The 25,985-nt window shown below is 63.1% G+C and carries 20 protein-coding genes; 10 read left to right on the forward strand and 10 right to left on the reverse strand.

Going from position 1 to position 25,985, the window contains the following annotated elements; translation table 11 throughout:
• Nucleotides 1–30: 30 nt before the first annotated feature.
• Entirely contained in the window at nt 31–4,563 is a 4,533-nt protein-coding gene (locus LKX83_RS05705) for a DUF2252 family protein (protein WP_227881205.1), read from the reverse strand.
• Between the two features lie 298 nt (nt 4,564–4,861).
• Between LKX83_RS05705 and LKX83_RS05710 the strand changes: the two genes are divergently transcribed.
• The 8 genes from LKX83_RS05710 to LKX83_RS05745 all read left to right on the forward strand — a co-directional run bounded on the left by LKX83_RS05710 (nt 4,862) and on the right by LKX83_RS05745 (nt 13,509).
• A complete protein-coding gene (locus LKX83_RS05710; protein WP_227881206.1) occupies nt 4,862–5,569 on the forward strand; it encodes a GntR family transcriptional regulator in 708 nt (235 codons plus the stop codon).
• Nucleotides 5,570–5,736: 167 nt separating this feature from the next.
• Nucleotides 5,737–6,867 (forward strand): extracellular solute-binding protein, encoded by a 1,131-nt coding sequence (locus LKX83_RS05715; RefSeq protein WP_227881207.1) that lies wholly within the window; start codon nt 5,737–5,739, stop codon nt 6,865–6,867.
• A 108-nt stretch (nt 6,868–6,975) separates the two neighbouring features.
• Complete coding sequence (locus LKX83_RS05720; RefSeq protein WP_227881208.1) at nt 6,976–8,619, forward strand: ABC transporter permease; 1,644 nt, start codon at nt 6,976–6,978, stop codon at nt 8,617–8,619.
• Nucleotides 8,616–9,716 carry an ABC transporter ATP-binding protein gene (locus tag LKX83_RS05725; RefSeq protein ID WP_227881209.1) on the forward strand — a complete coding sequence of 367 codons (1,101 nt, stop codon included), beginning with the start codon at nt 8,616–8,618 and terminating at the stop codon, nt 9,714–9,716. The genes LKX83_RS05720 and LKX83_RS05725 overlap by 4 nt, the downstream gene beginning before the upstream one ends.
• Nucleotides 9,713–10,666 carry a ComEC/Rec2 family competence protein gene (locus LKX83_RS05730; protein WP_227881210.1) on the forward strand — a complete coding sequence of 318 codons (954 nt, stop codon included), beginning with the start codon at nt 9,713–9,715 and terminating at the stop codon, nt 10,664–10,666. Before LKX83_RS05725 ends, LKX83_RS05730 begins: the two co-directional genes overlap by 4 nt.
• A 95-nt stretch (nt 10,667–10,761) precedes the next feature.
• The gene (locus LKX83_RS05735) at nt 10,762–11,208 is read left to right on the forward strand and encodes a DMT family transporter (protein WP_227881211.1); all 447 of its coding nucleotides are present in this window, start codon (nt 10,762–10,764) and stop codon (nt 11,206–11,208) included.
• 15 nt (nt 11,209–11,223) lie between these two features.
• Complete coding sequence (locus LKX83_RS05740) at nt 11,224–12,054, forward strand: inositol monophosphatase family protein (protein ID WP_227881212.1); 831 nt, start codon at nt 11,224–11,226, stop codon at nt 12,052–12,054.
• A 99-nt stretch (nt 12,055–12,153) separates the two neighbouring features.
• Nucleotides 12,154–13,509, forward strand: a complete 1,356-nt coding sequence (locus LKX83_RS05745) for a hypothetical protein (RefSeq protein ID WP_227881213.1) — start codon at nt 12,154–12,156, stop codon at nt 13,507–13,509.
• 189 nt (nt 13,510–13,698) lie between these two features.
• On the opposite strand, the gene LKX83_RS05750 is transcribed toward LKX83_RS05745, so the two are convergent.
• A complete protein-coding gene (locus LKX83_RS05750) occupies nt 13,699–15,798 on the reverse strand; it encodes a putative Ig domain-containing protein (protein WP_227881214.1) in 2,100 nt (699 codons plus the stop codon).
• Nucleotides 15,799–16,169: 371 nt separating this feature from the next.
• Nucleotides 16,170–16,799 carry a histidine phosphatase family protein gene (locus tag LKX83_RS05755; RefSeq protein WP_227881215.1) on the reverse strand — a complete coding sequence of 210 codons (630 nt, stop codon included), beginning with the start codon at nt 16,797–16,799 and terminating at the stop codon, nt 16,170–16,172.
• A 293-nt stretch (nt 16,800–17,092) separates the two neighbouring features.
• Between LKX83_RS05755 and LKX83_RS05760 the strand changes: the two genes are divergently transcribed.
• Together LKX83_RS05760 and LKX83_RS05765 are read left to right on the forward strand one after the other, a co-directional pair.
• Nucleotides 17,093–19,561 (forward strand): bifunctional diguanylate cyclase/phosphodiesterase, encoded by a 2,469-nt coding sequence (locus tag LKX83_RS05760; protein WP_227881216.1) that lies wholly within the window; start codon nt 17,093–17,095, stop codon nt 19,559–19,561.
• 112 nt (nt 19,562–19,673) lie between these two features.
• The gene (locus LKX83_RS05765) at nt 19,674–19,895 is read left to right on the forward strand and encodes a hypothetical protein (RefSeq protein WP_227881217.1); all 222 of its coding nucleotides are present in this window, start codon (nt 19,674–19,676) and stop codon (nt 19,893–19,895) included.
• A gap of 85 nt (nt 19,896–19,980) precedes the next feature.
• On the opposite strand, the gene LKX83_RS05770 is transcribed toward LKX83_RS05765, so the two are convergent.
• The 7 genes from LKX83_RS05770 to LKX83_RS05800 all read right to left on the reverse strand — a co-directional run bounded on the left by LKX83_RS05770 (nt 19,981) and on the right by LKX83_RS05800 (nt 25,880).
• Complete coding sequence (locus LKX83_RS05770; protein ID WP_227881218.1) at nt 19,981–20,295, reverse strand: DMT family transporter; 315 nt, start codon at nt 20,293–20,295, stop codon at nt 19,981–19,983.
• The gene (locus tag LKX83_RS05775) at nt 20,292–20,642 is read right to left on the reverse strand and encodes a DMT family transporter (RefSeq protein WP_227881219.1); all 351 of its coding nucleotides are present in this window, start codon (nt 20,640–20,642) and stop codon (nt 20,292–20,294) included. The genes LKX83_RS05770 and LKX83_RS05775 overlap by 4 nt, the downstream gene beginning before the upstream one ends.
• Nucleotides 20,626–21,408, reverse strand: coding sequence for a MerR family transcriptional regulator (locus LKX83_RS05780; protein ID WP_227881220.1), 783 nt, complete (start codon nt 21,406–21,408; stop codon nt 20,626–20,628). Before LKX83_RS05780 ends, LKX83_RS05775 begins: the two co-directional genes overlap by 17 nt.
• A gap of 123 nt (nt 21,409–21,531) precedes the next feature.
• Nucleotides 21,532–22,203, reverse strand: a complete 672-nt coding sequence (locus tag LKX83_RS05785; RefSeq protein ID WP_227881221.1) for a lysoplasmalogenase — start codon at nt 22,201–22,203, stop codon at nt 21,532–21,534.
• A gap of 31 nt (nt 22,204–22,234) precedes the next feature.
• The gene (locus LKX83_RS05790; protein WP_227881222.1) at nt 22,235–23,605 is read right to left on the reverse strand and encodes an aldehyde dehydrogenase; all 1,371 of its coding nucleotides are present in this window, start codon (nt 23,603–23,605) and stop codon (nt 22,235–22,237) included.
• Between the two features lie 419 nt (nt 23,606–24,024).
• Entirely contained in the window at nt 24,025–24,972 is a 948-nt protein-coding gene (gene rbsK, locus LKX83_RS05795) for a ribokinase (RefSeq protein WP_227881223.1), read from the reverse strand.
• Nucleotides 24,969–25,880: a nucleoside hydrolase gene (locus LKX83_RS05800; RefSeq protein ID WP_227881224.1), complete on the reverse strand. Its 912-nt coding sequence runs from the start codon at nt 25,878–25,880 to the stop codon at nt 24,969–24,971. Before LKX83_RS05800 ends, rbsK begins: the two co-directional genes overlap by 4 nt.
• Nucleotides 25,881–25,985: the final 105 nt, after the last annotated feature.

Genomic DNA, 25,985 nt, shown 5'->3' on the forward strand with positions numbered 1-25,985 from the left:
CATGATAGATAAGCTTAAGGCCGGAACGCCTCAGCCGTTCATAAATCCGACTGCCTTCAGCAGACGGCTCAGCATCACGGCCGCTTCCGCGCGGGTGACGGCTTGGGCCGGCGCAAAGGTGCCGTCGTTACGGCCCTGGACGAAACCCGCGGCTTGGGCGGCCGCGACGGCTTCGCGTGCCCAGGCGCCGATGAGGGCCTGATCCTTGAACGGAGAGGCCGGCTGTCCCATGGTCAACGGCTGGCCCGACAGCTTCGCGGCGCGGTCGATCAGGACCGCGATCTGTTCGCGGGTGATCGGCGCGTTCGGCCGGAAGGTGCCGTCGGCAAAGCCGTCGATTAGTCCGGCCTGCCGGGCAGCTCCGACGGCCTCCGCGTACCAGGCCGTTGCGCCTACATCCGTAAATGCAGCCGGAGCGGCCGGTGCCCGCAAGGCCATGGCGCGCGACAGCAGGGCGGCGAACTCCGCGCGGGTGATCGAAACGCGCGGCGAGAAGGCGGTGGCGGACGTCCCGTTCATGATGCCCTTCGCGGCAAGCAGCTCGATCTCCGGCTTCGCCCAGGAGGCGGCCAAATCGGAGAAGGTCTTGGATTTGACCTGCACAAGCGCATAAGTGCTGTTGCTCGGGCTGAAAATGACGGCTTGTCCTTGATGGAACGTAGCCGGAACGATCGTGACGGCGCCGTCCTTCCCGATCCGTACGGCCAGCAGGCGGCCGGATTCGATTGTGCTCGGATAGGCGATCGTCCGGGGGACGTAGGCGCCTCCGAAGTCGGTCACCTCGACGCGCTTGCCGTTCTTCGCCTCAGCGAACACCGCAAAGGTGACGGGATCGCCGACCGGCGTATAACCGGCTCGCTGCAGGGTATTCCTTGCAGCGGCGGCTTCCGGATCGGCGGCCGAAGCGAGGCGGATCGTGATCGTCATGTCGGCGAGCGAGGTTCCCAAGTCGGCGGCGAGCGTGCCGAACGGGACGGCCGCCAGCGGCAGACGATAACCCGCAAAGCCTGCATTCACTTGCAGCACCGTGCCGGCCGGCGCTGCGGACCCCGTCAACGATGCGGCGGGCAGTTGAAGCTCCAACGGCTTCATTGAATCGGACGGCAACGCCACCTGAAGGACCGGGCTGTCCAGTCCGGAGCCGGACAGGCGCGTCAGCGCGTCCTTCAAAGCTTCGGCGGCGATCGAAGAGATCCGGACCGGCTGGCCGTCCGCATCCTGCTGTTCCCGGGTTGCGATCGCTTTGGCGCTTACCTCTACACCGCCAGGGATTTGTACGACGGTCCCTGCTTCAGGCGAGGGAGTGGGCGCAGCGGAAGGCGACGGCGTCGGCGCGGACGGTCCCGATGGCGGTGTCGACGGAGACGGCTCCAGCGTTGGCGTCGGTGTTGGCGTCGGTGTCGGCGTCGGTGTCGGCGTCGGCGGCGTCGACGGATCGACGTCCGGAGCCCGCGTCACCGCGACGTTGTAGTGCTTCGTCGTTGTGCCGTCCTGCGCGGTGACGATCACGGCAATGACATTCTCTCCGACTTTCAACGCGATAGACTTCGGTTGTCCGGAAGAATAGACTTCCCCGTTCAGGACGACCGAGGACAGCGCATCCGTAGCCGTTGCTTGAATCTCGAGTGTTTCAACGTCATGTTCGACGCCCACCGTATAGTTCGTCTGAGATGGCGAGAAGTTCGGGCTGAGCTGGCTCTGACTGACGGTCAGCCGATCCAGGGTAGCGACGTCGATCAGCTTGCCCGCCTTCATATCAGCCGCGACCAAAGCATAATCCTGCACGACTTGATGCGCGTAGTCTTCGGCCGCATTCAGCATGAGCGTCGCGAGCATGTCCCAGTTCGGCGCCACATCCGCCGCAAACGCGTCTTCGAAGCTATTTTGCAGGCCGCCTTTTGGCGAATCGTTGTCGGAACGGGCGTGGGCAAGGGCATAAGCGGCACCCGCGTCGGCGACGTATTCGCCCAGATGGCCCAATGCCGCAAACGTACTGTCGGTGTAATCACCTTTGTAAGGAGAAATCTCCCGCACGAGATAGGTGCGATCCGAACCGGTCAGCACGCCCAGATAGGGATCGGTATCGATCGACAATGCCCGGTAGGCTTGCTTGGACTTGTTGGCATCCTGGCGCTGCTCCTTCACGTCCAGGAGGATGTCGTCCGCGTCGGAGGAGGAAGGTCCTTCGATCAAGACGTTGTAGCGGAGCACGCCCATGCTGCCGATGCCTTGGTTGATGCGGCGAACGATTTTCTTGACGGTGAAGAAGCGGCCGAAGTCCGCATCGCTCAGCGTCGAATCGGCTCTGATATTTTGCAGGTAGCTATTCCAATGGGAGGAGAGCTCCGCGAGCTCGGCCGCCGTGGCGGCCTGGTATTTCGTCGAGCCCGCTTTGTTGATATCGCTGTTCCACTTCGCGACTTGCGCGGTGCGCGCGGCGGCCAGCGTCGCGCCCGCTTTGCTTGTGACCTTGTTGATCGCCGACTTCGTATAGGCGGACAACCGGTCGTTCGTCAGCTTGTACTTCGTCTCGTCGATGGCGCCGCCTTGGATGCCGAGAACGGTATTTTTATAGGTATCCAAAAACTGTCTCGCGGCCCACCGGAGATCCCCGTCCGTCGCGTTCGCGATGGCCGTGCCGGAGCTGTCGTACTTCGCCAGATAGATGCTCGTCGCGAAGCGAAGCAGATCGTCGTAGAAATGGCCGACGTCCGAGCTGTCCGGGTCGTTCAGGTCGAAGACCGCCTCGCCTGTGGCGTCGTTGAAGAACCCGACGTTCTGGATATGGGCGTCGCCCTGCACATACGATTCAATGCCTTCGTAGGCGCGAAGCTCCTGCGGCAGCGGCAGCACGCCCGTCTGCAGATCGGCTTCGTACAGGGCGTTCGTCCCCCGGAAAAAGGTGAAGACATTGCCCGCCAAGCCGTCCGCGCTGTACTTGTACGCCTTCGTGACCGGATCGTTGAAGAATTGATTGACCAGAACGATCTGCTGTTCCACATAGGCTTTCCGCGCTTGGCTGCCGTCCACGGCCGTATGGGCACGCAGCAGCTTGAAGCCGGTCACGGGCTCCGAATCCGTCGCGCCGGCCGCCCGAACGGCAGCCCCTTTGATGACCACCGTCAGGTCCGTGTCGTTCAGAACGGGCGAAGCGGCTTGGCCGGCGACGATGAACACGATTCGGTTCGCGACGGCATCGGCCGATGCTTGAAGCGACAGCCCTGCCGGCAAACCTCCGACCGCGTAGTCCGTTCCCTCCGTCAGCGGGGCGGCTTCCGTCACGTCGCGGAGGATGCTGGCGCCCGTCAGTTGAACGGCGAAGCCGGCTTGCGCTGGATCGATCTCCCGCGCGTTCTTCATGGCGGCCTGGGCGGCGCCCGGCACCGCCGTGCCCGTCACTTGGGGATGCACGGAAGCGTGAAACAGCTGAATGCCGCCGATGCCGGCCGAATCGGGGTACGCGTTCGCCGGCGCCAGCGCGGCGCCCTTGACGACCACCTGGAGCGCGGCGTCCGCCGTCACCGGCGATTCGGCCGTCCCGCCGACCTCGAAGACGATCGACTTGCCGTCGCTCGCGCCCGTCGCGGTCGTTGTCAGCCCTGTCGGCAGGCCGCTCAGGACGAAGTCCGTCCCCGCGGTCAGCGCTCCCGCGCGTACAAGGCCGACGGACAGGTTGATCTTGAACGATTGCCCTTGGCTGACCTCGGTAGGCGAAGCCATGATCACCGCGTTCGCGCCCGCATCGGCCGCGCCCTGAATCGCGGGCTCGCGCATGGTGCTGTTTCGCGCGACGAAGGCGCCTTTGACCTGTACGAAGTCATTCAGGTTGTCATCCGTGTCGTAGCCGTTGCCGTAGCCGGTCACGAAGGCGTCGGTGGCGCCGACGACGTTGCCGCCGGCGTCCACCCCTTTGCGAACGAGCCCCTTCTGATAGGAGCCGTCCGGCGCCACGCCCGTCCCTTCATAGGCATTCGCCGCGTTGCTGGCGCCGTAGCCGACGAAGTCAACGGCCGCCGGCTTTTGAGCCGTCAGCTTGTCCGTCGTCTGAACCAGCGCGATCTTGCCGCCGTCCTTGTTCAGATGGGGGAAGCCTGCCGGCGCGATCGCGTCGGCGAAGCTGTCCGTCAGCTCCTTGACGAATTTGGTCGGATCCGCGGCTTCCGAGGCCTTTTTGGTTCCCAGCTTGACCAGATAGAAGCCGTGCGCCTTGATCGTGCTTTTGGACGGATCCGTCCCAAGCGGAGCTACGTTCCAATCCATGCCGTCCAACGAATTGTACACGGCGTATTGGACCGACCAATTCGTCAGGCTGACATCCGCGTTCGTCGGATTGTAAAGCTCGACATAGTCATGGGAGTAGATGGACGGGCCCTTGCTGAAGTTGTCCGTTCCGCCCGAGAAGATTTGGCTGATGACGATATGATCGGCGTTCCGGTCGCCGGTCGCCGCCGACGCCTTGGCCCCCGTTCCGGGCAGCAGCTCGCCCAGCAGCGGATTCAGCGCAAGCAGGGCGCCTAGCACTGCCGCAATGGCTTGTCTTCCCCATGTTTTTCTGTTGAACAAATTAAGAGCCCCCTTAAGGTATGTACGAATGTTGAATGGCGCGTCTTCCTTGCCATTATATTAGCGGAGTGTCACGGCACCGTTAGCGGAATGTAAGAGGGGGATTAACGGACGGATAAATCCAAATGTTGGCGCCGGCGAAGCCGGCGATGACCGCCTCGAAGGCATCTGCGATCCGAGCGGGCCGCAGGTGCCATGCGTCGATCGTCCTGTTGGCAGAGGGAGCGCAATTTTGGTAGTCTGGAGAAAAAATAGGGCACGCCTTCGGCGGCGCCCCCTAACCGAGAGGATCGGCGGAATGGAAAAAAAGCTGCGGTACATTCGCATCAAGGAAGAGATCGAGCGCAGGATCAACGCGGGAGAGCTTCAGCCGGGAGAGAAGCTGCCTTCCGAGCCCGAGCTGGCCAAGGCGTTCGAGGTGAGCCGCCCCACGTTGCGGGAATCTCTCAAAATGCTGCAAAGAGAAGGCATCCTGATCAGCAAAAACGGCGTCGGCACCTATGTGAACGAGCGGCCCTCCACCATTTTCAATCCGTTGAACAAGCTCCGCAGCCTTGGCGAAATGATCAAAAGCGTCGGATTCCGGGAAAGCGAGACCGACGTGAAGATCTATACCCGCGCGGCGGAGCCCGAGTGGCTCGAAAAGCTCCGCACGGACGATCCGGTCGTCGTGCTGGAGCGGATCCGGACCGCGGACGGCCAGAAGGTTGCGTTCTACTACAATATTTTGCCGCGCGAGATCGCCGCCGATCATTTCGAGGCCGGCTTCTCCGGCGCGATCTTCGACTTTCTCCGGAGCAAGCTGGGCATCCGCATCGCCTATGCGATGACCGAGATCTGCGCGGTCGGAGGCGCCGGCGAGCGCGACCGCAAAGCGGCCGAAGTGCTCGGCGGCGAGCTGCTTCTGCTGAAGCAGCTGCATTTCGACGAGGAAGACCGCCCCGTGTTCTACTCGCTCGATTACCTCAAGAGCAGCGCGTTCCAGCTGTTCGTCAAGCGCGACTGATCGTCGCCCATATCGCATACCCCCTGCTGCATCGCCTCCGCCGGCGGTGCTTTTTTTGTTGCTCCCAAAGCGTTAATAAAAATTTACGGGCGATTGATGCGCCGTTAACACTCGTTTTTTACAGTATAGATGTCAGACAGCTTCGCGATCGAATAGGAGGATCATCGATGTTCAGGAGATGGAGAAAAAGAACGGGGAACGTACTGGCAATGGTACTGCTGGCAAGCATGGCGGTATTGAGCGCGTGCGGTCAGGGCAACGGAAACGGCGGCGAGGCGTCGAGCCCTTCCGCCAGCGGCACGGAGAGCGCGTCGTCCGGCGCGACGGCCAGCCCGGAGGCTTCAAGCGCTCCGGCATCGACCAAGCTGGTGTTGTATTCCGCCTTGAACGAAGACGACGTGATCCAACTGAAGAAGAAGTTCAAGGAAGACACCGGCATCGAGATCGAGTATTTGAACCTGGGCAGCGCCGGTGAGGCCAGCACCCGCGTGCAAGCGGAGAAGGATTCCCCGAAGGCGGACATCCTCGTGGGCGGGTCTGTAGAGTTTTACCAGCCGCTGGCCGAGCAGGGACTCCTGGAGAAGTATACGTCGCCGAACGCAGGCGAGCTTGACGCCAAGTTCAACGATCCGAACGGGTACTGGCAAGGCTGGTACATGGGTGTGCTGGGCATCGTGCTGAACAAGGAACGGTTCGAGAAAGAGCTGGCGCCCAAAGGGGTGAAGGAGCCCGAAACGTGGGACGACCTGCTCGACCCCGCCTACAAAGGGCTGTTCATTACGTCCAACCCCGCGACGGCGGGCGGCGGCTACATCTTCGTCGCGGATCAGCTGTTCCGCCTCGGGGAGGACAAAGGATGGGACTACTTGAAGCAGCTGAACGCCAACGTCCACCACTACACGCCAAAGGCGGGCGACGGCATCAACCTGACCGCGACGGGCGAATTCGTGGCCGGCATGTCCTGGGCCCACGACATCGTCAAGTCGGCCAAGCAGGGCTACCCGATCAAGGTGATCGTGCCGAAGATGACCGCGTTCGAAATCGGCGGCGTCGGCATCGTCAAAGGCGGGGCCAACACGGAGAACGCGAAGAAGTTCGTCGACTGGCTGTTGACCAAGGAAGTCGGGGAGATGAATACGCAGATGTCCAACCGGTACTCCGTGCGCCCGGACGTCGCTCCTCCCGAAGGGATGCAGCCGATCGACAGCGTCGATCTCGTCGCTTACGACCGCGCCAAAGCGGCCGAAATGAAGGCGGACGTCGTGAAGAAGTTTACCGACATGATCGGCACCAAATAAGGGCGCGAGGGCCGTCGCCATCGTCTCCCGCCAGCGGAACACTTCCTCCCCCGCGAAGGAAGTGTTCCCGCGTCGTCAGACCCGAAGTTTAGAGAAGAGGTGGCTGCCGTGATCCCATCCGCTCTCCGGCAAACGTGGATCGATATCAAGAAACTGAGGCACGAGCCCGCGCTGGCGCTCGTGATCGCGGCCGTCCTGGTCGCGACCGGCTTTTTCGTGCTATGGCCGATCGCGAAGGTGGTCGGATTTCCCCACCCGGCCGATTATTTGCAGTTATTTACGAACGAGCGCTGGTTTCAGGCCGCGCTGAACAGCTTGTTCATGACGGTCGTCTCCACGCTGTCCTGCACGGCCGTGGCGTTCGTTTTCGCGTATGCGATCACCAGGCTCGACATTCCGTTGAAAGGCTTGTTCCGGTTCGTCACGCTGCTGCCGATCGTCTCGCCGCCGTTCATCGTGGCCCTGTCCTACATTCTGCTGTTCGGCAGGCAAGGCATCGTCTCCAAGCAGCTGCTTCACGCCAACTTCGATATATATGGCTGGCACGGCTTGTGGCTCGTCCAGACGGTCACCTTTTTTCCGTACGCCTATGCGGTCATCTACGGCGTGCTGAAGACGTCCGCCGTCCACCTGGAATATGCGGCTTACAACCTCGGCGCCACGCGCTGGCAAGTGTTCCGGCACGTCTTTCTGCCGCTTTGCCGGCCGGGCATCGCCGGCGGAGCCTTGATCGCCGCCATGAACGTCCTGGCCGACTTCGGCAATCCGATGATCATCGCGGGCGACTTCGCCCTGCTGCCCACCGAAGCGTACATGCAAATGTCCGGCTGGTTCGACTTGTCCTCGGCGGCGGTGCTTTCGACCGCGCTGCTGCTGCCCGCCTTGGGGCTGTTCCTGGCCAACCGGATCTGGGTGGGCAAGCGCTCCTATGCGATCGTAACCGGCAAGGAATCGAGCCTACGGGCTTACCCGGTGCCGCCTTTCGTGAAATGGGGCTTGTTCGCCTGCTGTCTGTTCCTCTCGCTATTCGTACTGGCGGTATACGGGGTGCTGTTCTACGGCGCGTTTACGAAGACGTGGGGCTACGACTGGAGCTTCACCCTGCACAATTTCAAATACGTCTCGGCCAAAGGATCGGAGCTCTACAACAGCATTCGCTACGCGCTCTTCTCCTCGCTGGCGGCGGCCGTTCTCGCGATGATTCTCGCTTATCTCGCCGAACGCCGGCGGATCGGGGTGAACCGGCTGCTCGACTTGCTGGCGATTCTGCCCGGCGCGGTTCCCGGCGTGTTCCTCGGCCTCGGGTTCGCGATGGCGTTTAACCGCGCGCCGCTCGAGCTGACGGGCACTTCGGCGATCATGATCCTCGCCTTGACGATCTGGAATCTGCCGACCTGCTACAGCGCCTGTCTGGCCGGCTTCCAGCAGATTGGCAGATCGCTGGAGGAAGCGTCGCTGAATCTGGGCGCAGGCAGCTTCCGCACGTTCCGCAGCATCCTGCTGCCGCTGCTCAAAGGACCTTTCCTGTCGGGACTGGCCGTATCCTTTCTCCGGTCGGTGACATGCCTGAGCGTCATCATTTTCCTTTATTCCGCCCATACGGCGGTCGGCACGGTCTCTATCCTGAGTCTCGTTCAAACGGGAGCCTGGGGAGGCGCGTCGGCCTTCACCGTCGTGCTGATCTCCATCGCCTTCGCGGCGCTTGCCGCGACGCGGCTGATTCCCGGAACCCAAGATCGGAGGCCCTCATGAACGAAGCTCTACCGCATATCTCGATCGATCGCGTCTCCAAATCGTTCGGCGCTTTCGCCGCGCTCCGGGACGTTTCGCTGGACATCCCGCCAGGCAGCTTCACGACGCTGCTCGGTCCGAGCGGCTGCGGCAAGACGACCTTGATGCGGCTGATCGCCGGCTTCGACGAGCCGGATCGCGGCGAGATCCGGATCGACGGCGCCCGCATGAACGGGATGCCGGCTTACCGGCGCCGGACGCCGCTCGTTTTCCAGGAATACGCGCTGTTCCCGCACATGACGGTTTACGAGAATATCGCCTACGGTCTGAAGCTGCTCAAAACGCCCCGGGCGGAGATCGGGCGGAAGACGGGCGAAATGCTGGAGATGTTCGGCCTGACCGGGCTCGACAAGCGGCTGCCCAAGGAGCTTAGCGGCGGGCAGCAGCAGCGCGTCGCGTTCGCGCGGGCGCTCGTCACGGGGCAGCGCGTGCTGCTGATGGACGAGCCGCTCAGCAATCTCGACGCCAAGATGCGGGTGGAGGTGCGAAACGAGCTGAGGGAGCTGCAGCAGCGGGCGGGCATTACCGCCATCTTCGTGACGCACGACCAGGACGAGGCGCTATCCCTCTCGGATCGGATCGCCGTCTTCGACAAAGGCCGCATTCGGCAGACGGGTACGCCTTGGGAGGTCTACTTCAAGCCGGACAATGCATTCGTCGCCGACTTCGTCGGGACGGCCAACTTCATTCCCGGCGAAGTGGCAGGCGTCGAAGGGACGGAGATCGTCGTCCGCTGCGCGCCCTCGCTGCTGCGCGTCGATGCGGGCGGGCGCGCGTTCCGCCCCGGGGACCGGGTGACGCTGGTCGTCCGTCCGGAGTGCATTTCCATTTCCGCCGGGGAGGCGGACGGCGACGCCGAGGAAGCGAACGGCTGGAGCGGCGAGACGCTCGGCAGCACGTTCCTGGGCCGCATGATCCGCTATCGCGTTCGCTGCGGACCGCTGACCTGCATCGTGGACGATGCCGACCCGAGCGCGAGAGGCTTCCTTAGCGGGCCGGTCCGCCTGCGCCTTCATCCCGGCAAAATCCACGTGCTGCCGGAGGAGGCGGAGGGATGAGGGCGGCCGCGCAAGTCCGATTGCTCAACGTCGGATGGGGAGACGCGCACCTGATCCGGCTGCCTTCGGGCGCGGTCACGCTCATCGACGGCGGAGACGGCGCCGCCGGACCGGACCGGGACCATCCGTTGTCCTGGATGGACCGGGAGGGCGTGCGCCGGCTGGATTGGATGATCCTGACGCACATTCACGAAGATCACTTGAACGGGCTGCTCGACGTCGCCCGCCGGCGCGAGGTGCGGCGCGCGGTGCTGCCGTACGAGCTGCCTCCGCCGCCGTTTGGCGCGTGGCCGGATACGGCCGGCGGTCTGCCGCCCGGCGCGGCGCGGGTGCTGCGCATGCTGGCCGCGTACGAGGATCTCGTCCGGCTGCTGCAGGAGCAGGGGACGGACATTCGCTGGCGCTCGGGGTACGGCGCTGCCGGCCGCGAGATCTTGTGGGAAGAGGAGGGCTGCGCGCTCGCGCACGTGTATCCCTGGGCGGACGATCCGCTTCCCGGTCTGGCGGCGCTGCGGGAGGCGGCCCGAGAGGACGGGCGGCCCTTCGAGGCGCGTCTGGCTTCGCTGGAATCCTTCTTCAGCCTGTCCAACGACGACAGCTCCGTCTATCGCTTGGCGTCCGCAGACGACCCGGCCGGGGCCGTCCTGTTCGGCGGAGACCAGGTGGCCGCGGGATGGACGCGGCTTCTCGGGCGCGCCGATCTGCAGTGCGGCGTATGGAAGGTGCCTCACCACGGGCTGGAGGACGCCTTCCGGGCGGACATCCTGTCCGCGATCGGGCCCCGCCATTGCGTCGTCCCGATCTGCATCGACCGTTCCCGGCCGCTGCGGCCGCATTGGGAGCGGGTTCTCGCCTCCTCGGACGCAGCCTTGCACCTGACCGGCGAACGCGCGACAGGCGATCCCGTCCGCTTGACGGACGGACCGATCGAAGTCTGGGTCGGCGGCTAAGCCGAGGCGAGGCAGGACGGAAAGGTCTCGTCCTTACCATCGTTGTAGGAACAATGAATGCGCCATTTTCCATGGAGCACGGGAGGAACAGCGTCATGAACGGGTACGGCTTCAGCGTGCTCATCGCCTTGCTCACGGGTTTTCTGTCCGTCGCGCAAGGCGCCATCAACGTCTCCATCGGACGGGGGCATGGGCAGTACGTCATGATTATGGGCGTTTCTCTCGTCCAGATCCTTGCGGCCGCGTTGCTGCTGCGAATCTTCGGATCGCCGCAGCCGGCCGCGTCTTGGTTCCATCCGGGCATGATCGTGTCCGGCCTGCTCGGCGTCGGCATCATGTTCGGCATCTCCCGGGCGACGGCCGAGGCGGGGGCGCTGCCCGTCTTCGTCGCCGCCGTCGCCGGACAAATCGCTGTATCCGCCGCGATGGACCATTGGGGACTCATGGGCTTGCCCCGATCCCCTTTTACGCTTCAGAAGTTGGGCAGCGTATTGGTTATCGCGGCCGGCATCTACTGGTTATTCAAATCCCAACCCAGCTGAAGCAAAGGAGTCGCCATGAACCTGAACCAAGAGGAGAGCTACGGGAAGACCCTGCTGGGATCCGCCGTCCGTTACGCGATGGAGGCCGGAGAACAGATTCTGAGCCGCATGAGCGCGCCGTACCGCGTCGGCGACAAGGTCAATCGCGCCGACCTGGTCACCGACGTCGATCTGCACAGCGAGAGAGTCATCCGGGAGCGGATCGGCCGCGATTATCCGGACCACTGGATTTTGTCCGAGGAGACGGACGGCGGCTTGGACGCGTTCGGCATGATGGCGCGTCCCGCTCCCGGCATCGGATGGATCATCGACCCGATCGACGGGACGATCAATTTCGTGCACGGCATCCCCCACTTCGCCGTGTCCATCGGCATCGTCCGGGACGGGAGCCTCCTGCACGGCGTCGTATTCAACCCTGTAACGCGGGAGCTGTTTCACGCCACCCATGGCGAGGGCGCCCGCCTCAACGGCGACCCCATCCGGGTAGGTGCGGAAGCGGACGTCGGGCGCGCCCTGCTCGCGACCGGCTTCCAGGCTTCGGACTGGAGGCGCGATTCCGTGGCCGCGGCTCAGGTGAGCCGCATCGCGGGCATCTCCAGGAGCGTCCGTATTCTGGGCGCGGCCAGCCTCGACCTGTGCATGATCGCCTGCGGGAGGCTGAACGGTTTTTGGCACGACGGGCTCTACCCGTGGGACGTCGCCGCCGGTCTGCTCATCGTCCGGGAAGCGGGCGGAACGGTGTCGAACGGCGAGGGCGATCCGTACGTCTGGAGCGACAAAAAGCTGGTCGCTTCCTCACCGGAGCTGCACGGCGAGCTGCTGGCGCTCTTATTTACAGAAGATTAACGCCGAGGTGATACGGCTTATACAAATGTCCGCTACGATGATTATGCTGTCTGACATCTAAGTTGTCTGACAGCACCAGACGAATAGGAGGGATGTTTGATGAAACGATTTCGCAAGTGGATGACTGGTTTGTTGGCAGGCGGGCTGCTCTCGGCCTCGATCGGCGCGGCCGCTCCGTCCGAGGCGCACGCGGCTTCGGGCCAGGAGATCGCGGCCTATTGGGCGCCGGAGTTCTACCAGGACGTGAACGATACGTACGGCTATCGCGCCGACTACGTCACGAACTTCAACTACGACGGGGACTGGGTCGGCAACAACAACTGGGAGCATATCGACGCGTATCCTCTGAAGTCCTACATCTACTATTCGCTGGTCGAGACGGAAACCCATTACTTTATCGGCTATTACGACTATCACGCGCGGGACGACGGCCCGCTCACCTTGGACCGGCACGAGAACGACCTCGAAGGGGTGCTGCTCGTCATTCGCAAGGACGGCAGTGTTTACGGTTCGTTCCAGCTGATGGAGACGGTCGCCCACAACCAAATGTACCAATATTCCAATCTGCCGCTCTCGAACGGCTCGGACAACGTGGACGGAGGCGTGCTGTTCAACGGCTCGCACCCCAAGGTGTTCATTCAGTCCAACGGCCAGAGCCCGGTCGGCGGGCACGGCAATTACGCGTACGACGGCTCCGGAGCGCCGGGCGGGGACGGCATCGTGTACTATTATGGCGGCAAGGCGGATATCGTCACCGACGGCTCCGGCAACTACACGCGCCGCTACAGCTATGATCTGCTGTCCTTCGACGATTTCTGGAGCCGCCGCTACGACATCGGGGACGGGCGCATGTTCGGCAGCTGGGGCAAGCTGGACGGCGACAACTACCAGCCGGATTCCGCGGCGATGCCTTGGGTATGGGACGACTCCGACGATGGGCCGACGTTCGCGGGAGATTTCCTGAGCGATCCGGCCCACATGGTGGACACGCACCTGAACGGACTGGGCGCGTTCACCCACGTCTACGTGAACCATCCCTACTATTCCCACCGCATTCAGGTCGGCAGCGTGACCAGCCTGGCGAATCGGGATCCTTTCGGCGGCAAGAGCGATCTCTTTGTCAAGATTCGCGCGAACGGGAGCGGCGTCTCGGACGACCGGCTCTGGAAGAAAAACGACGCCCCGATCGGAACCCCGTACGCCGTAGCCTGGGGAACGATGGACGCCACTTTCCCCGGTCAGTACAGCTCGTCCTACAACGATCGCTACGTCAACGTGCCGGCGGGCAGCGCGATCGCGATCGAGATTTACGATTCCGACGGGACGAGCGGCGACGACGGCATGGGCACGCTGACCGCCGCTCCGGCGCCGGGCCAGACGGTGACTTGGACTGATGCCGTGACTTCGAACGGCGAAGCTCGGGTGACCGCTGCCATCTGGGCGTCGAACAACTGAAGCCGCGACGCAGCCGGAAGCCGACGCTTCATGGATCAAGACAAGCGGAATTCGGCCGTCCGTTGAAATGAAAAAGCGCTGAAAAGCGCCCCGCTCCGGTCGGATCGGATAGCCCTAGGCTGCCGAAACGAATAGAGGGGGCGCTTTTCGATGTCATGTTCGGATCCATTCCCGGATGAAGAAAGTCGGTCAGGGAGCCGTAACCGATAGCGTGTAGGTTTGCTCGGCGAAATAATTGAACGAATCCGTAGCGCGGATCGTAAAGGTAAAGTCTCCCTGCGTCGTCGGGGTGCCGCTGACGAGACCGGACGAATAGAGAGCGATTCCCGGCGGCAGCGCGCCCGCCGCGAGCGTGTACGTAATCGTGCCGGCGCCGCCGGACAGTTTCTGCAGCGAGCCGTTGAAGGCTTCGCCTACCTTCAAGGGACCGATCGTCGACGGAAGCAAGATCGGCTCTGGAGGGTTCACCTCGACCGTATAGGTCTGGGAAGCGGTATAGCCAAGCGAATCAGTCGCCATGGTGGTGAAGGTAAACTTCCCCGCCGTCGTCGGTGTGCCGCCGAAGAGGCCGGACGAATAGAGAGCGATGCCCGGCGGCAGCGCACCCGCCGCAAGCGAATAGGAAATCGTGCCATAGCCGCCGGACAGTTTCTGCAGCGAACCGTTGAAGGCTTCGCCTACCTTCAGGGGGCCGATTGTCTCCGGCAGCACGATTGGGGCGGGAGGCTCCACCTCGACCGTATAGGTCTGGGTAGCGACGTTTCCAAGCGAATCAGTCGCCATGGTGGTGAAGGTAAACTTCCCCGCCGTCGTAGGTGTGCCGCCGAAGAGGCCGGACGAATAGAGAGCGATGCCGGGCGGCAGCGCGCCCGCCGCAAGCGAATAGGAAATCGTGCCATAGCCGCCGGACAGTTTCTGCAGCGAACCGTTGAAGGCTTCGCCCACCTTTAACGGTCCGATTGTCTTCGGCAGGACGATGGGGCCGGGAGGGTTCACCTCAACCGTATAGCTCCGGGTAGCGGCATACCCAAGCGAATCGGTCGCCTTGACGGTGAAGGTAAAGCTCCCCTCCAGCGTCGGCATGCCGCTGAAGATACCGGACGAAGAGAACGCGGTTCCCGGCGGCAGCACGCCCGCCGTGATCGAGTACGTAATCGTGCCATAGCCGCCGGACAGCTTCTGCAGCGAGCCGCTGAATGATTCGCCTGCATGCAGGGGCCCGAATGCCGTCGGCAGCACGATCGGGGCGGGAGGGTTCACCGCAACCGTATAGCTCCGGCTAGCGACATGACCGATCGAATCGGTAGCCGTTACGGTAAACGTAAAGCTCCCCTCCTTCGTCGGTGTACCGCTGAAAATGCCGGTCGAAGAGAACGCGGTTCCCGGCGGAAGCGCGCCCGCTGCGAGCGTGTACGTAATCGTGCCATAGCCGCCGGATAATTTCTCGATCGATTGGACGAAATTCTCGCCTACCCGCAATGACCCGATCGTATCCGGCAGCACGATTGGCGCGTCTACATCCGGCGTCGGGCTAGGCGTAGGGGATGGCGATGCAGTAGGCACGGGCGTCCCTGAGGGTGCAGGCGTAGCTGTTGGGGCAGGTGTAGGCGTTGGCGTGGATGCCGGCGGCGTAGCTGAAGGGGCAGGCGTAGGCGCGGGCGTGGTGCCTCCGCCGACGCTCGCCGCCCGCCGCGCGGAATCGATCATGACCACGGCGCTCGCCCGGGTGACCGGGGCTGCTGGCCGGAACGTTCCGTCCGGGTACCCCCGCAATATCCCCTTATCCGCCAGCAGCGCGACGGCTCCCGAGCTCTCCGCGGCGATCTCGCTCGCGTCCGCGAAGGAAGGAGCCTTCGCCGTCCCGACGTCCAGATTCAGCAGCGTCGCGAGCATGAGCGCGGCTTCCTGACGGGGTACCGGCAGCACGAACAACTCCGATCCGGCTTCGATGCCGCTGACGTATCCCGCTTTGAGCGCCTTGGCAATCTCTCCGTCATACCAATGGCCCGCCGCTAGATCCCCGACGGAGACTCCAACGGCATCCGCGATACCAAAAGCCCGGTTGACCAGCGTCAGGAACTCCGCCCGCGAGACGGTCCGATCCGGAAGGAGTTTCCCGTCCGGGTAACCTTGCAGCCAACCTTTGTCCAACCAATCCTTTAACGTCGACGAAGCCCAGGAGCGGCCCGCCTCTTCGTAAGCTTGCTGCGGCGCGGCGAACCCGGTCAGGGTAAACGTCAGCACGCTGCATGCGAGAAGGATCGACAACCGCCTCCCTCGTCTGGCCATAAGCATCGACACTCCCTCGAAATGGATTTCTATCCCGATTGTACGAGATCCGTTTTGCGGTGGCTGTCGAACGATGTCGGCAGATTCGGTACGCTGCGGGTGTTAAATAGATGACCGCCAGCATTCGAGCCCCACGGCGGAAAACGTATCGGAGAGGTTCGTTAGGATTTTCCGCTGCGCGGTAATGCCATGGATTACAATGGATTACCCGAGTCGATCCGCTGCGCCGAGGCGGACCCGGCGCAAAGCGCGGGCAGGGAGAGGGGCGGGCGCGTCGAGCCTCACGCAAATACAAAGGCCGTCCCCGGATTTCGATCCGATAGGACGGCCTTTTTGGCAACTTCGCCTTGGTCGGTGTCCGACCCTTCGGATCAGCCATCCTCCTCCCGATAGTGGGACGTATCGCCGTACAGCTCGATGCGGGGCACGCCGTCTTCGACGGCGACCCGGCAGAGCGACGTCGAGTGAACGAAGGGCGGTTGCCACAACTCGGAGAGCGGCAGCCCGCCGAAGTGTGCCATGATCGTTTTCAGAGTCGCGGCATGCGTCACGAGCAAGATGGCGCCGCCCGCATGGTCCGCGAGAAGACGGCCCAAGGCCGGGACGACCCGGTTCCGCAAATCGAAGTACGATTCCCCGCCATGCTCCGCCCGGTACAGATGCGGCGTTTTCCAAAAGGCATCGTAGGCTTCCGGGTGCCGCGCGGCGATGGCCTCCCCTGCTAATCCTTCCCACGGGCCCAAGTTGATTTCCCTTAACGCTTCTACGGGGACGACCGGGAGATCCCGCGCGCCCCGCACGATCTCGGCCGTGCTCATCGCCCTGCCGCTTGGACTGGAATAGATCGCATCCAGCGGGGTATCAGCCATCGCATCCGCGAGCCACCGCGCCTGCAGCCGGCCAAGTTCGGTCAGCGGAGAATCTTGATGTCCTTGCAGCTTGCCCTCGACGTTCCATACGGTTTGGCCGTGCCGCGTGAGATATAGCGTCGTACGCTTCATCGGATCACCTCCGACGTAGCCTTCGACGGAGGCGGGGACGATTCCTTTTTCGGCCGGAGACAGGACAGACTCGTGAAGATACAATACGTGTCATTACGAGACAAAGGAGGGGGTCCGGATGCCGGGGTCGAGCGGGATCCTGTATGCCGTGCTCCGATTAGAATAATTTTCTATCCGGGGGTCCCCGATTGTGATAAATTAATAACAGAAAATTCGCCGAACCTCGTCAAATTTCGCGGACACGACCAGCCGCCGCGCACATAAGTGGATACCTAAAGGAGAAATGGCTTTCGATGCCCGTTTCCGTGCTCTCCAGCGACTATGACATTCCTCTCGTTCTTCTCTCGTTCCTGATCGCGATTCTCGCTTCGTATGCCGCCCTGGATTTCGGCATCCGCATCTTTAAGACCGAAGGGGCCGCGCGCTATGCCTGGCTGTCCGGCGGCGCGTTCGCCATGGGGATGGGCATCTGGGCGATGCATTTTATCGCGATGCTCGCCTTCCACCTGAATTCCATGCAGGTCTCGTACGATCCGACGATCGTGCTTTTGTCGATTGCGCCGGCCATCCTGGCTTCGGGACTGGCGCTGCATATCGTCACCCGTCCCGGCGCCAGCACCGCCCGATTCCTCGTCGGGGCGCTGTTCATCGGCGCGGGCATCGTCTCCATGCATTACGTCGGGATGGCGGCGATGGTCATGGAAGCCGCCATCGTCTACGATCCCTTCCTGTGGGCGCTCTCCGCGGCTATCGCGCTCGTCACGTCCTACGTGGCGCTGCTGCTGCTTCGGGATACGCAGCGGCGCGCCGGCGCCCGCGGCGGCCGGCGGAGAAAGGCCGGCAGCGCCTTCATCATGGCGATCGCCATTTCGGGCATGCATTATACGGGCATGTCGGCGGCGACCTTCAAGCACGATCATCACGCCATGGGCTCGGACGCATCCGCGATCGACAGCTCGCTGCTCGCCTACTCGATCGGCATCGGAATGTTCGTCCTCCTCGTCCTCGCGCTCATCGGCGCTTTCGTGAAGGACCGGTTCGAGTCGCAGACGGCGGAGTCGGAGCGCAAGTTCCGCTCCGTCATCGAATCCGCCAACGATGCGATCGTCATCGCCGACAGCGCCGGCATCCTCATTTCGTGGAACCGCAGCGCCGAGCGCACCTTCGGCTATACGGAGCAGGATGCGCTCGGTCGCCAGCTGGATCTGATCATCCCCGAGCGTTACCGGGAGACGCAACGTCAGGGGATGGAGCGCTATCTCGTTACGGGCGAAGCCCGCGCCATCGGCCGGACGATCGAGCTGCACGGGCTGCGCAAGGACGGGACGGAGTTCCCGCTCGAGCTCTCGATGGCCACCTGGGAGCAGGATGGCCGCACCTTTTTCAGCATGATCATCCGGGACATCACCGAACGCAAAAAAGCCGAAGAAAAGATGAACCGCATGGTGTATCGGGACCCGCTCACCGGCCTGCCGAACCGCCACCTGCTGAACGACCGCCTCGCCCAGGCGCTCGACCAAGCCGGCGAAAACAAGATGACGATCGCCATCATGTTCATCGATCTCGACCGGTTCAAGTACATCAACGACACGTTGGGCCACGCGATGGGCGATCTGCTGCTGATCGAGGCCGCAGCCCGCATCCAGTCCTGCACCGGCAAAGGGGACACCGTCTCGCGCCAGGGGGGCGACGAATTCCTCGTGCTGCTGCCGAACGCCGTGAACGACGAGGTGACGAGGAAGGCGAAGCAGCTCTTGCAGATGTTCGCCCAGCCATTCGTTTTGAACGACACCGAGATGTTCGTGACGCCTTCGATCGGGATCAGCCTGTACCCGTCCGACGGGCGGGATATCGAGACGCTGATCAAAAACGCCGACACCGCGATGTACCGCGTGAAGGAGCAGGGGAAAAACAACTTCCAATTTTACACGCCGGACATGAACGAAGCCGTCACGAAAAAAATGAAGCTGGAAATCGGTCTGCGCAAAGGCTTGGATAGGCGGGAGTTCACGGTTCATTACCAGCCCCAGCTGGAAGTCGGCACCGGCCGCATCAAGGGCGTCGAGGCGCTGCTCCGCTGGCGCCATCCGGAGCTCGGCAACGTGTCTCCCGCCGAGTTCATTCCGCTCGCCGAAGAGACGGGGCTGATCATTCCGATCGGGGAATGGGTGCTGTACGAGGCTTGCCGGCAGGCAAAAGCGTGGCAGGACGAAGGGCTGCCCCCGCTGCGGATGGCGGTCAACATCTCGTCGCGGCAGTTCCAGCAAAGCAATCTCCTGGGGACGGTAAGCCGCATCCTGCAGGAGACGGGGCTCGCGCCGCAATATCTGGAGCTGGAGCTGACGGAGAGCATCATCCAGGACTCCAAGTACGCGATCGCGACGATGGGCAAGCTCAAGGAGATGGGCATCTTCCTGTCCATCGACGACTTCGGGACGGGATACTCGTCGCTTAGCTATCTGAAGCTTTTCCCGATCGACACGCTGAAGATCGACCAGTCGTTCACGCGGAACATTCTGGCCGACGCCAAGGACGCGGCGCTCGTCCAGACGATCATCAACATGGCGCACAACCTGGAGTTGAAGGTGATCGCCGAAGGCGTCGAGACGCAGGAGCAGCTGCATTTCCTCACCCTGCGCAACTGCAACGAAGCGCAGGGATACTACTTCAGCCGTCCGGTCGCGGCGGACGAGCTGTCGGCGTTACTGCGGGAGGCGTCGGCCGCGCAGGCTGCTGCGGCGGCTTCGCTCGGCCAAGGATAGGCGCGCAGGCGCATTGCAAAGAAAGGAGCTGCCGGGGCAGCTCCTTTTTGCATAAGGGCGAGTTGTATGCGTATTCGGCGAAAAGGCATTCAATGGCGGTCGGCGAAATGACGTGCAAAGTCTCGATGTAGGTAGTCTACATACGTACATTCGGCGAAATGGCACCCGGAGGCTCGATGTAGGTAGTTTACATACGCACATTCGGCGAAATGGCATTCGGAGGCTGGATGTAGGTAGTTTACATACGCACATTCGCCGAAAAGGCATGCGGAGGCTCGATGTAGGTAGTTTACATACGCACATTCGGCGAAAGGCATGCGGAGGCTCGATGTAGGTAGTTTACATACACACATTCGGCGAAATGGCACGCGAAGGCTGGATGTAGGTAGTTTACATACGCACATGGAACGGATGGCCCATCACGATACGACCTTCAGTCCGACGACGGAGAGAAGGATGCCCAGCATGCAGCCGATTCGCGCCCAGGTCCTCGGTTCCCGGAAGAAGACCATGCCCACAACGGCGGCTCCGACGGTGCCGATGCCGGTCCATACCGCATAAGCCGTCGCGAGCGGGATCGTCTCCATCGCGCGAATCAGCAGCTGAAAGCTGAGCAGGAATCCGGCGATCAGAAGGAGATTGTTCGTCCAATTGTTGCGCTGGGCGACGCGCTTGATGCCGATGACGCCGACGACTTCGAGCAATCCCGCGGTGATAAGCAATAGCCAGTTCATGTCGTCTCCTTTCCGCCGCCCGACAGCTTCAAGCCGACGATACAGGCCAGCAGCAAAAGAATGAATGCGATCCTGGGCAGGCTCGCGTCCCCGCTGATGATGATCTCCACCATCGCGGTTCCGATCGTGCCCATTCCCGCGAAAACCGCGTAGACGGTGCCGACGGGGAGCGTCTTGGTCGCGCGGATGATCAGATCGAAGCTGGTCAGCAGCGCGACCAAGACGACGATGCTCGGAACGTTCTCGTATTTGAACCCGCTCGCCCATACGACTTCCAGCAGCCCGCCGATCGCGACATAGGCCCATGCTTTACCCTCGGAGAGGGGACGGTCAACCTTCTTCGCCATCGCGCACCTCCTCTTCCGATCGTTGCAAGTAAGCATCCACGATCCGGTCGATGTAAGCCATCACGTCGGCATCCAGCCCGTAGACCTTCGTTTCTCCGCCGGCCTCGGGACGAATGAGCGTCCAATATTTTTCGATTAGCTGCTCGTCCCCTTCGAACCATTCCATGGCGATCTCCATGAACTGCTCCGCGAGCTCCCGGGAAATGGCCGAGTCCGGAGGCTCCTGCGTATGCGCCTTGGCCGCGCGCATCAGCTGCGCCCACCGCATGGTGCGCGGATCTTCGGAGCTTAGGTCGGGCAGACGTTGGAGAATCTGGATCTCGCGCGCCGTAAAGTGCCGGGCGAAAAACGAGTCCCGCTGCCCCGGCGGCGTCCGCAACGCCCGGATGAACAAAAAGATGTCGTCCGGCGCGATGTCTCCATTCATCTCAAGCGCGTACCGCGCCGTTTGCAGCAGCTTCTCCATTTCGTCCAAGCGCCTTCTCTCCTCGGCGATCGCGGCGAGCTCGAAGTCGAGGAACGACTTCCACTGCGCTTCCCGGGAGCGCTGCTCCGGCTTGGACAACATCGATTTGATCGTCGCGAGCGTGAAGCCGAGCTCTTTCAGCGCGGTAATATGCCGCAGCAGCTGCAGCTCTTCGTTCGAATAATACCGGTAGCCGGATTCGGCGACCTTGGCCGGCTTCAACAATCCGAGCTCGTCGTAGTACCGCAGCGTCCGGATGGAAATGTGCGTCTTTTTGGACAACTGACCGATGGAGTACATGCGGCCCCTCCTTCCTATCCCCAGTATAAAGTCTCTCGTATACGTGAGAGTCAAGGCTTTTCTGAAAGGAAGGGCGTTGCGGAGCGGAGAGAGGAGCAGGACGGCGCGGAGAAGGAGGGAGGCTTAGGATGGCAATCGGGCGGCGCCTTTTGGAATGGGGGTTGGCGCAGCCGTCGTCCGGATGCTATGCGCGATGCAGAACTGGGCGACATAGTAGGTCGTCATGATCAGCACGCCGGCATAAGCCACGTCCGATACGAAAAGGTTCCACGAAAGAATGGCGTCCGAAGCCAGAAAAAGAAGGCCGCCGACGATCGCCCACGTCTTGCCGGTCCGGATGGCGGACCACGCCATGAGCGAGATGACGGCGATATAGAGGAGGACGGGGAAGACGAGCGCGTGCTTGTCGTCGCGGGCGAGCGCGTGCACGAGCTCCCAGCCCATGTAGACGGCGAAGCAGGCGATCGGAACGATCGCGGCGGATCGCAGTCGTGAAGGCCGGTGTTCGCGCCAAAAGCTCGCCAGGTAGAACAAATGTCCGACGAGAAAGGCGGACAGCCCGACGACGAACCAGCCGAGCAGCCCGTCGCCCAGCATGCAGAAGAACAAGCCGGTCAGCAGCAGCCAGTGGGCGCTTTTCCACGGCGTAGGCATACGTACATAGGCATAAGCGATGACGAGCCACATCGGGACGAGCTTGAACAGCAGCTTGACGGCGTGCGGCTCCGACGGAACGACGAAAATATACAGCGCGCCCATCAGCAGAATCAACAGCGGCAACCCAACTTTTTTCACGGGGATTGCTCCTTTGGCCGGGGAATCGAAACTATTTCAGGAATCGCTTGATTCGCTTCAGCGCGTGCTTTGCGTTCGGGTAGCGGAAGGGGAGATCGAACTTCGTCGTCTGCTTCAGCACGCTTTTGCGGTGGGAGAACAGATCGAAGCTGCTGCGGCCGTGGTAGGCGCCCATCCCGCTGCCGCCGACGCCGCCGAAAGGCAGATAGGGCGAGGTAAAGTGGTAGACGGTATCGTTCACGCAGCCTCCGCCGAAGGATACCTTCGCCAGCACTTGCGATTGAACGGCCTTGCTCTCGGAGAACAGATAGAGCGCGAGCGGCTTCGGACGGCCGCGGATGGCCGCCAGCACGGGATCGAGCTCCCGGTACGCCAGCACGGGCAGGATCGGGCCGAAAATCTCGTCCGCCATGACCGGGTCGTCGGGGGAGATGCCGGTCAGCACGGTCGGCTCGATCCGCAGCGCTTCGGCATCGGTCTTGCCGCCTGTGGCGACGGTGCCGCTGCCGAGAAACGCCTGCAGCCGGCGGAAGTGCTTGTCGCTTACGATGCGGGTGTAGGCGCGATTGGCCAGCGGCTGTTCCCCGTACAGCTCCGCGATGGCGCGTTTCAAATGGCCGAGGAACGGCTGCAGCACCGACTCGTGGACGTACAGATAGTCCGGCGCGATGCAGGTCTGGCCGGCGTTCATGAACTTGCCCCAGGCGATCCGCTTGGCGGCGAGCCGCAGGTTCGCGTCCTCGTGCACGAGGCAGGGGCTCTTGCCCCCGAGCTCGAGCGTGACCGGGGTCAGCCGCTTGGAGGCTGCTTCCATGACGAGCTGCCCGACCGCGGTCCCGCCGGTGAAGAAGATATAGTCCACGGGCTCGGCGAGCAGCGACCGGCTCGTTTCGGCATCGCCTGGGACGACGGCGACGTAGGCCTCGTCGAAGACGTCCCGGATCAGGGCGGCCAACGCCGCGGATGTCCGGGGCGTGAGCTCGGACGGCTTGATGACGGCGCAGTTGCCCGCGGCGATCGCCCCGACGAGCGGCGCGACGGCGAGCTGGAACGGAAAGTTCCACGGCGCGACGATCAGGGCGACGCCGTACGGCTCGGAATAGATCGCGCCCCGTGATCCGACATGCGTGAGCGGCGTCTTGACCTTCCGCGGGCGCATCCAGGCGCGCAGCCGCTTCGCGACGAAGCGGATCTCCTTCAGCACGATGCCGATCTCGGAGGCGTACGCCTCGAACGCGGATTTGTTCAGATCCTGGCGAAGCGCCTCGAGGAGGTCGCCTTCGCGCGCCCGGATGGCGTCGCCCAGCTTCCGGAGCGCCGTCAGACGGAAGTCGAGCGGGCGGGTCGCGCCCGTTTCGAAGTATTCTTTTTGCTTGCGGATCAAGGCCGAGCAGTCGTCCACGGGTTCACCTCGCCGGTTCCGATTCGATGTGCGTATACGCCTATCTTGTTGGTTCGTCGCCCGGCTGTCAAGAGAGCGCATACATGAAGGCACGGATGGGCTTGGCGAGGGCTCGCGGGCAGGGTGAGGGACGGAGATCGAATCCGGTGCGGCAGCGAAACTTAGCAGAGTGGGGGGCTGTAACGAAAGTTTCTTTCATTGCAGCGAGCGAGCGGGGTGGATGGGTGGCTGTGGAGCCCCAAAGACAAAAATCGGCCTAGAGGCACCGCCTCTAGGCCGAAAAGCTTACGGTTCTCTGTCAGACGAAAGCATCGTGTAGCAGCTCAATCGCGAGCTCGGGTCTACGTCGACGCACAACTAGAACGGTAGCTCGACGTCGTCGATGTCGCTGTCGGCATCGATCTGCATTTTCGGCAGGTTCATGTGGCCATTTCCGCTCCCGGGTTCGCGCGGAGAAAGTCGTTCAGCTCCCGCGCGGTCGGCATGCCCTCCTGGGCGCCGCGCTTCGTGACCGCCAGCGCGGCGACGGCGACGGCGTACCGGACGCCCTCCTCCAAGCTTCGGCCCGCCGCGACGGAGCAGGCGAGCGCGGCGTTGAACGCGTCGCCGGCGCCGGTCGTATCGACGGCCTCGACGCGGCGGGCGCCGATGCGTCGCAGCTCGCCGCCGCGCGTCTTCCAGGCAGCGCCTTCGCCGCCTAGCGTGGCGACGACCGTCTCCGGTCCGCGCGCGAGGAGCGCGTCGATCGCCCGTTCCAAGCCGTCTCCGCTCGCCTCGATGCCCGTCAAGGCGTGCAGCTCCGACTGGTTCGGCGTCACATAGCTCGCCATGCGCAGCAGGGCCTCCGGCAGATCGCGCGCCGGCGCGGGGTTCAGGATGATCGGGATGCCTCGCCGCCAGGCGATGTCCATGGCGGCCGCCACGGCCGGGAGCGGAATTTCGAGCTGCACGAGCAGCACGGACGCCCTCGGAAGGATGCCGCTCCAGGCGTTGAAGTCGTCGGGCGTCCACTCCGCGTTCGCGCCCGGCACGACGAGAATCGTATTGTCTTCCGGCGTCAGCGTGATGGAGGCGGTGCCCGTCGCGGCCTCGCGGACCCGCTTGACGTACTCGGTCCGCACCCCGCTCGCGTTCAGCGACTCGACGAGGCTGCGCCCGAAGGCGTCCTCGCCGACGGCGCCGATCAATCGCGTCTCGAGCCCGAGACGGGCGCAGGCGACGGCTTGGTTGCCGCCTTTGCCGCCCGGCCGAAAGCGGACGTCCCGCCCGAACATCGTCTCGCCCGGGACGGGGAACCGATCGGCGCTCGTCACGATATCCATGTTCAGACTGCCGACGATAGCGATGACGGGCGGCGCCGTCGTCATTGTCCGCTTTCCCCTAGCAGGCGGCTCATCAGCAGGCCGACGAGCCGCTCCGCATCCACGTCCAGGCATACCTCCACGTTCGCGTCGTCGGCTTTGGTTGCGATCGTCTGCCCGGTTTTGGGCCGGTGATCGTACTCGATCTGCACGTTCATCTTGGTCGTCTTCACGAGACTGCGGTCGATGAGCAGCGAGACGGTGAGCGGATCGTGCATGAACGTATGGTCCTCCTTCACGAATTCGAACCAGCGCGCCATCATGTCCGCGAGCTTGAGGTTCAGCGGGTCGGCCGAAGCGATGAGCCGCTGCCGTTCGCGCTCCGTGATCTGGACCTTCAAGGTGACGTCGAGGCCGACCATGACGATCGGCGCGCCGCTGCCGAAGACGACCGAGGCGGCTTCGGGATCGCAGGTGATATTGTGCTCCACGACCCGCATGTCCGCGCCGTTGTCGCCGAGCCGCGTCACGCCGCCCATCAGGACGATTTCTTTGACGTTGCGCGCGACCGCCGGCTCGCGGATCAGGCTGGCCGCGATATTGGTCAGCGGCCCGATCGGGATGAGCGTGATCTCGCCGGGGTTTTGCATGACGGTCTCGATGATGAAGTCCACGGCATGCCGGCTGTCGTAGGCGAGCGCTTCGCCCGGCTCGAGCAGGCCGTCGCCTTCGTGGCCCGCCATCCAGACGGGGCGGTTGCGCAGCAGCGGCTCGTCCAATCCCGCCAGGACCGGGATGCCTTCGCTGCCGGAGAGGCGGAGCATCTTGGCCACCATCCGGGCGCGGAGGGGCGCGTCGCCGTACACGGTCGTGACGCCCTCCAGCTTCAGTTCGGGGGAGCGCAGCGCGAGCGCGATCGCCATCGCGTCGTCGATGTCGCTGCCGATATCGGTATCGATGATTACACGTTTCATCTTTCCATTCCTTTCCTCGGATGTCCGAACGGTCGGCATCCGGCTAGGTGTCCGCCGCCGGGAGCGAAGCCTACCCGGCATTCAGCTTGCTTGGGTTGTTGCGTC

Origin of the sequence: Cohnella baijiui (genome assembly GCF_020731285.1) — a bacterium.
Taxonomy (GTDB): Bacteria; Bacillota; Bacilli; order Paenibacillales; family Paenibacillaceae; genus Cohnella.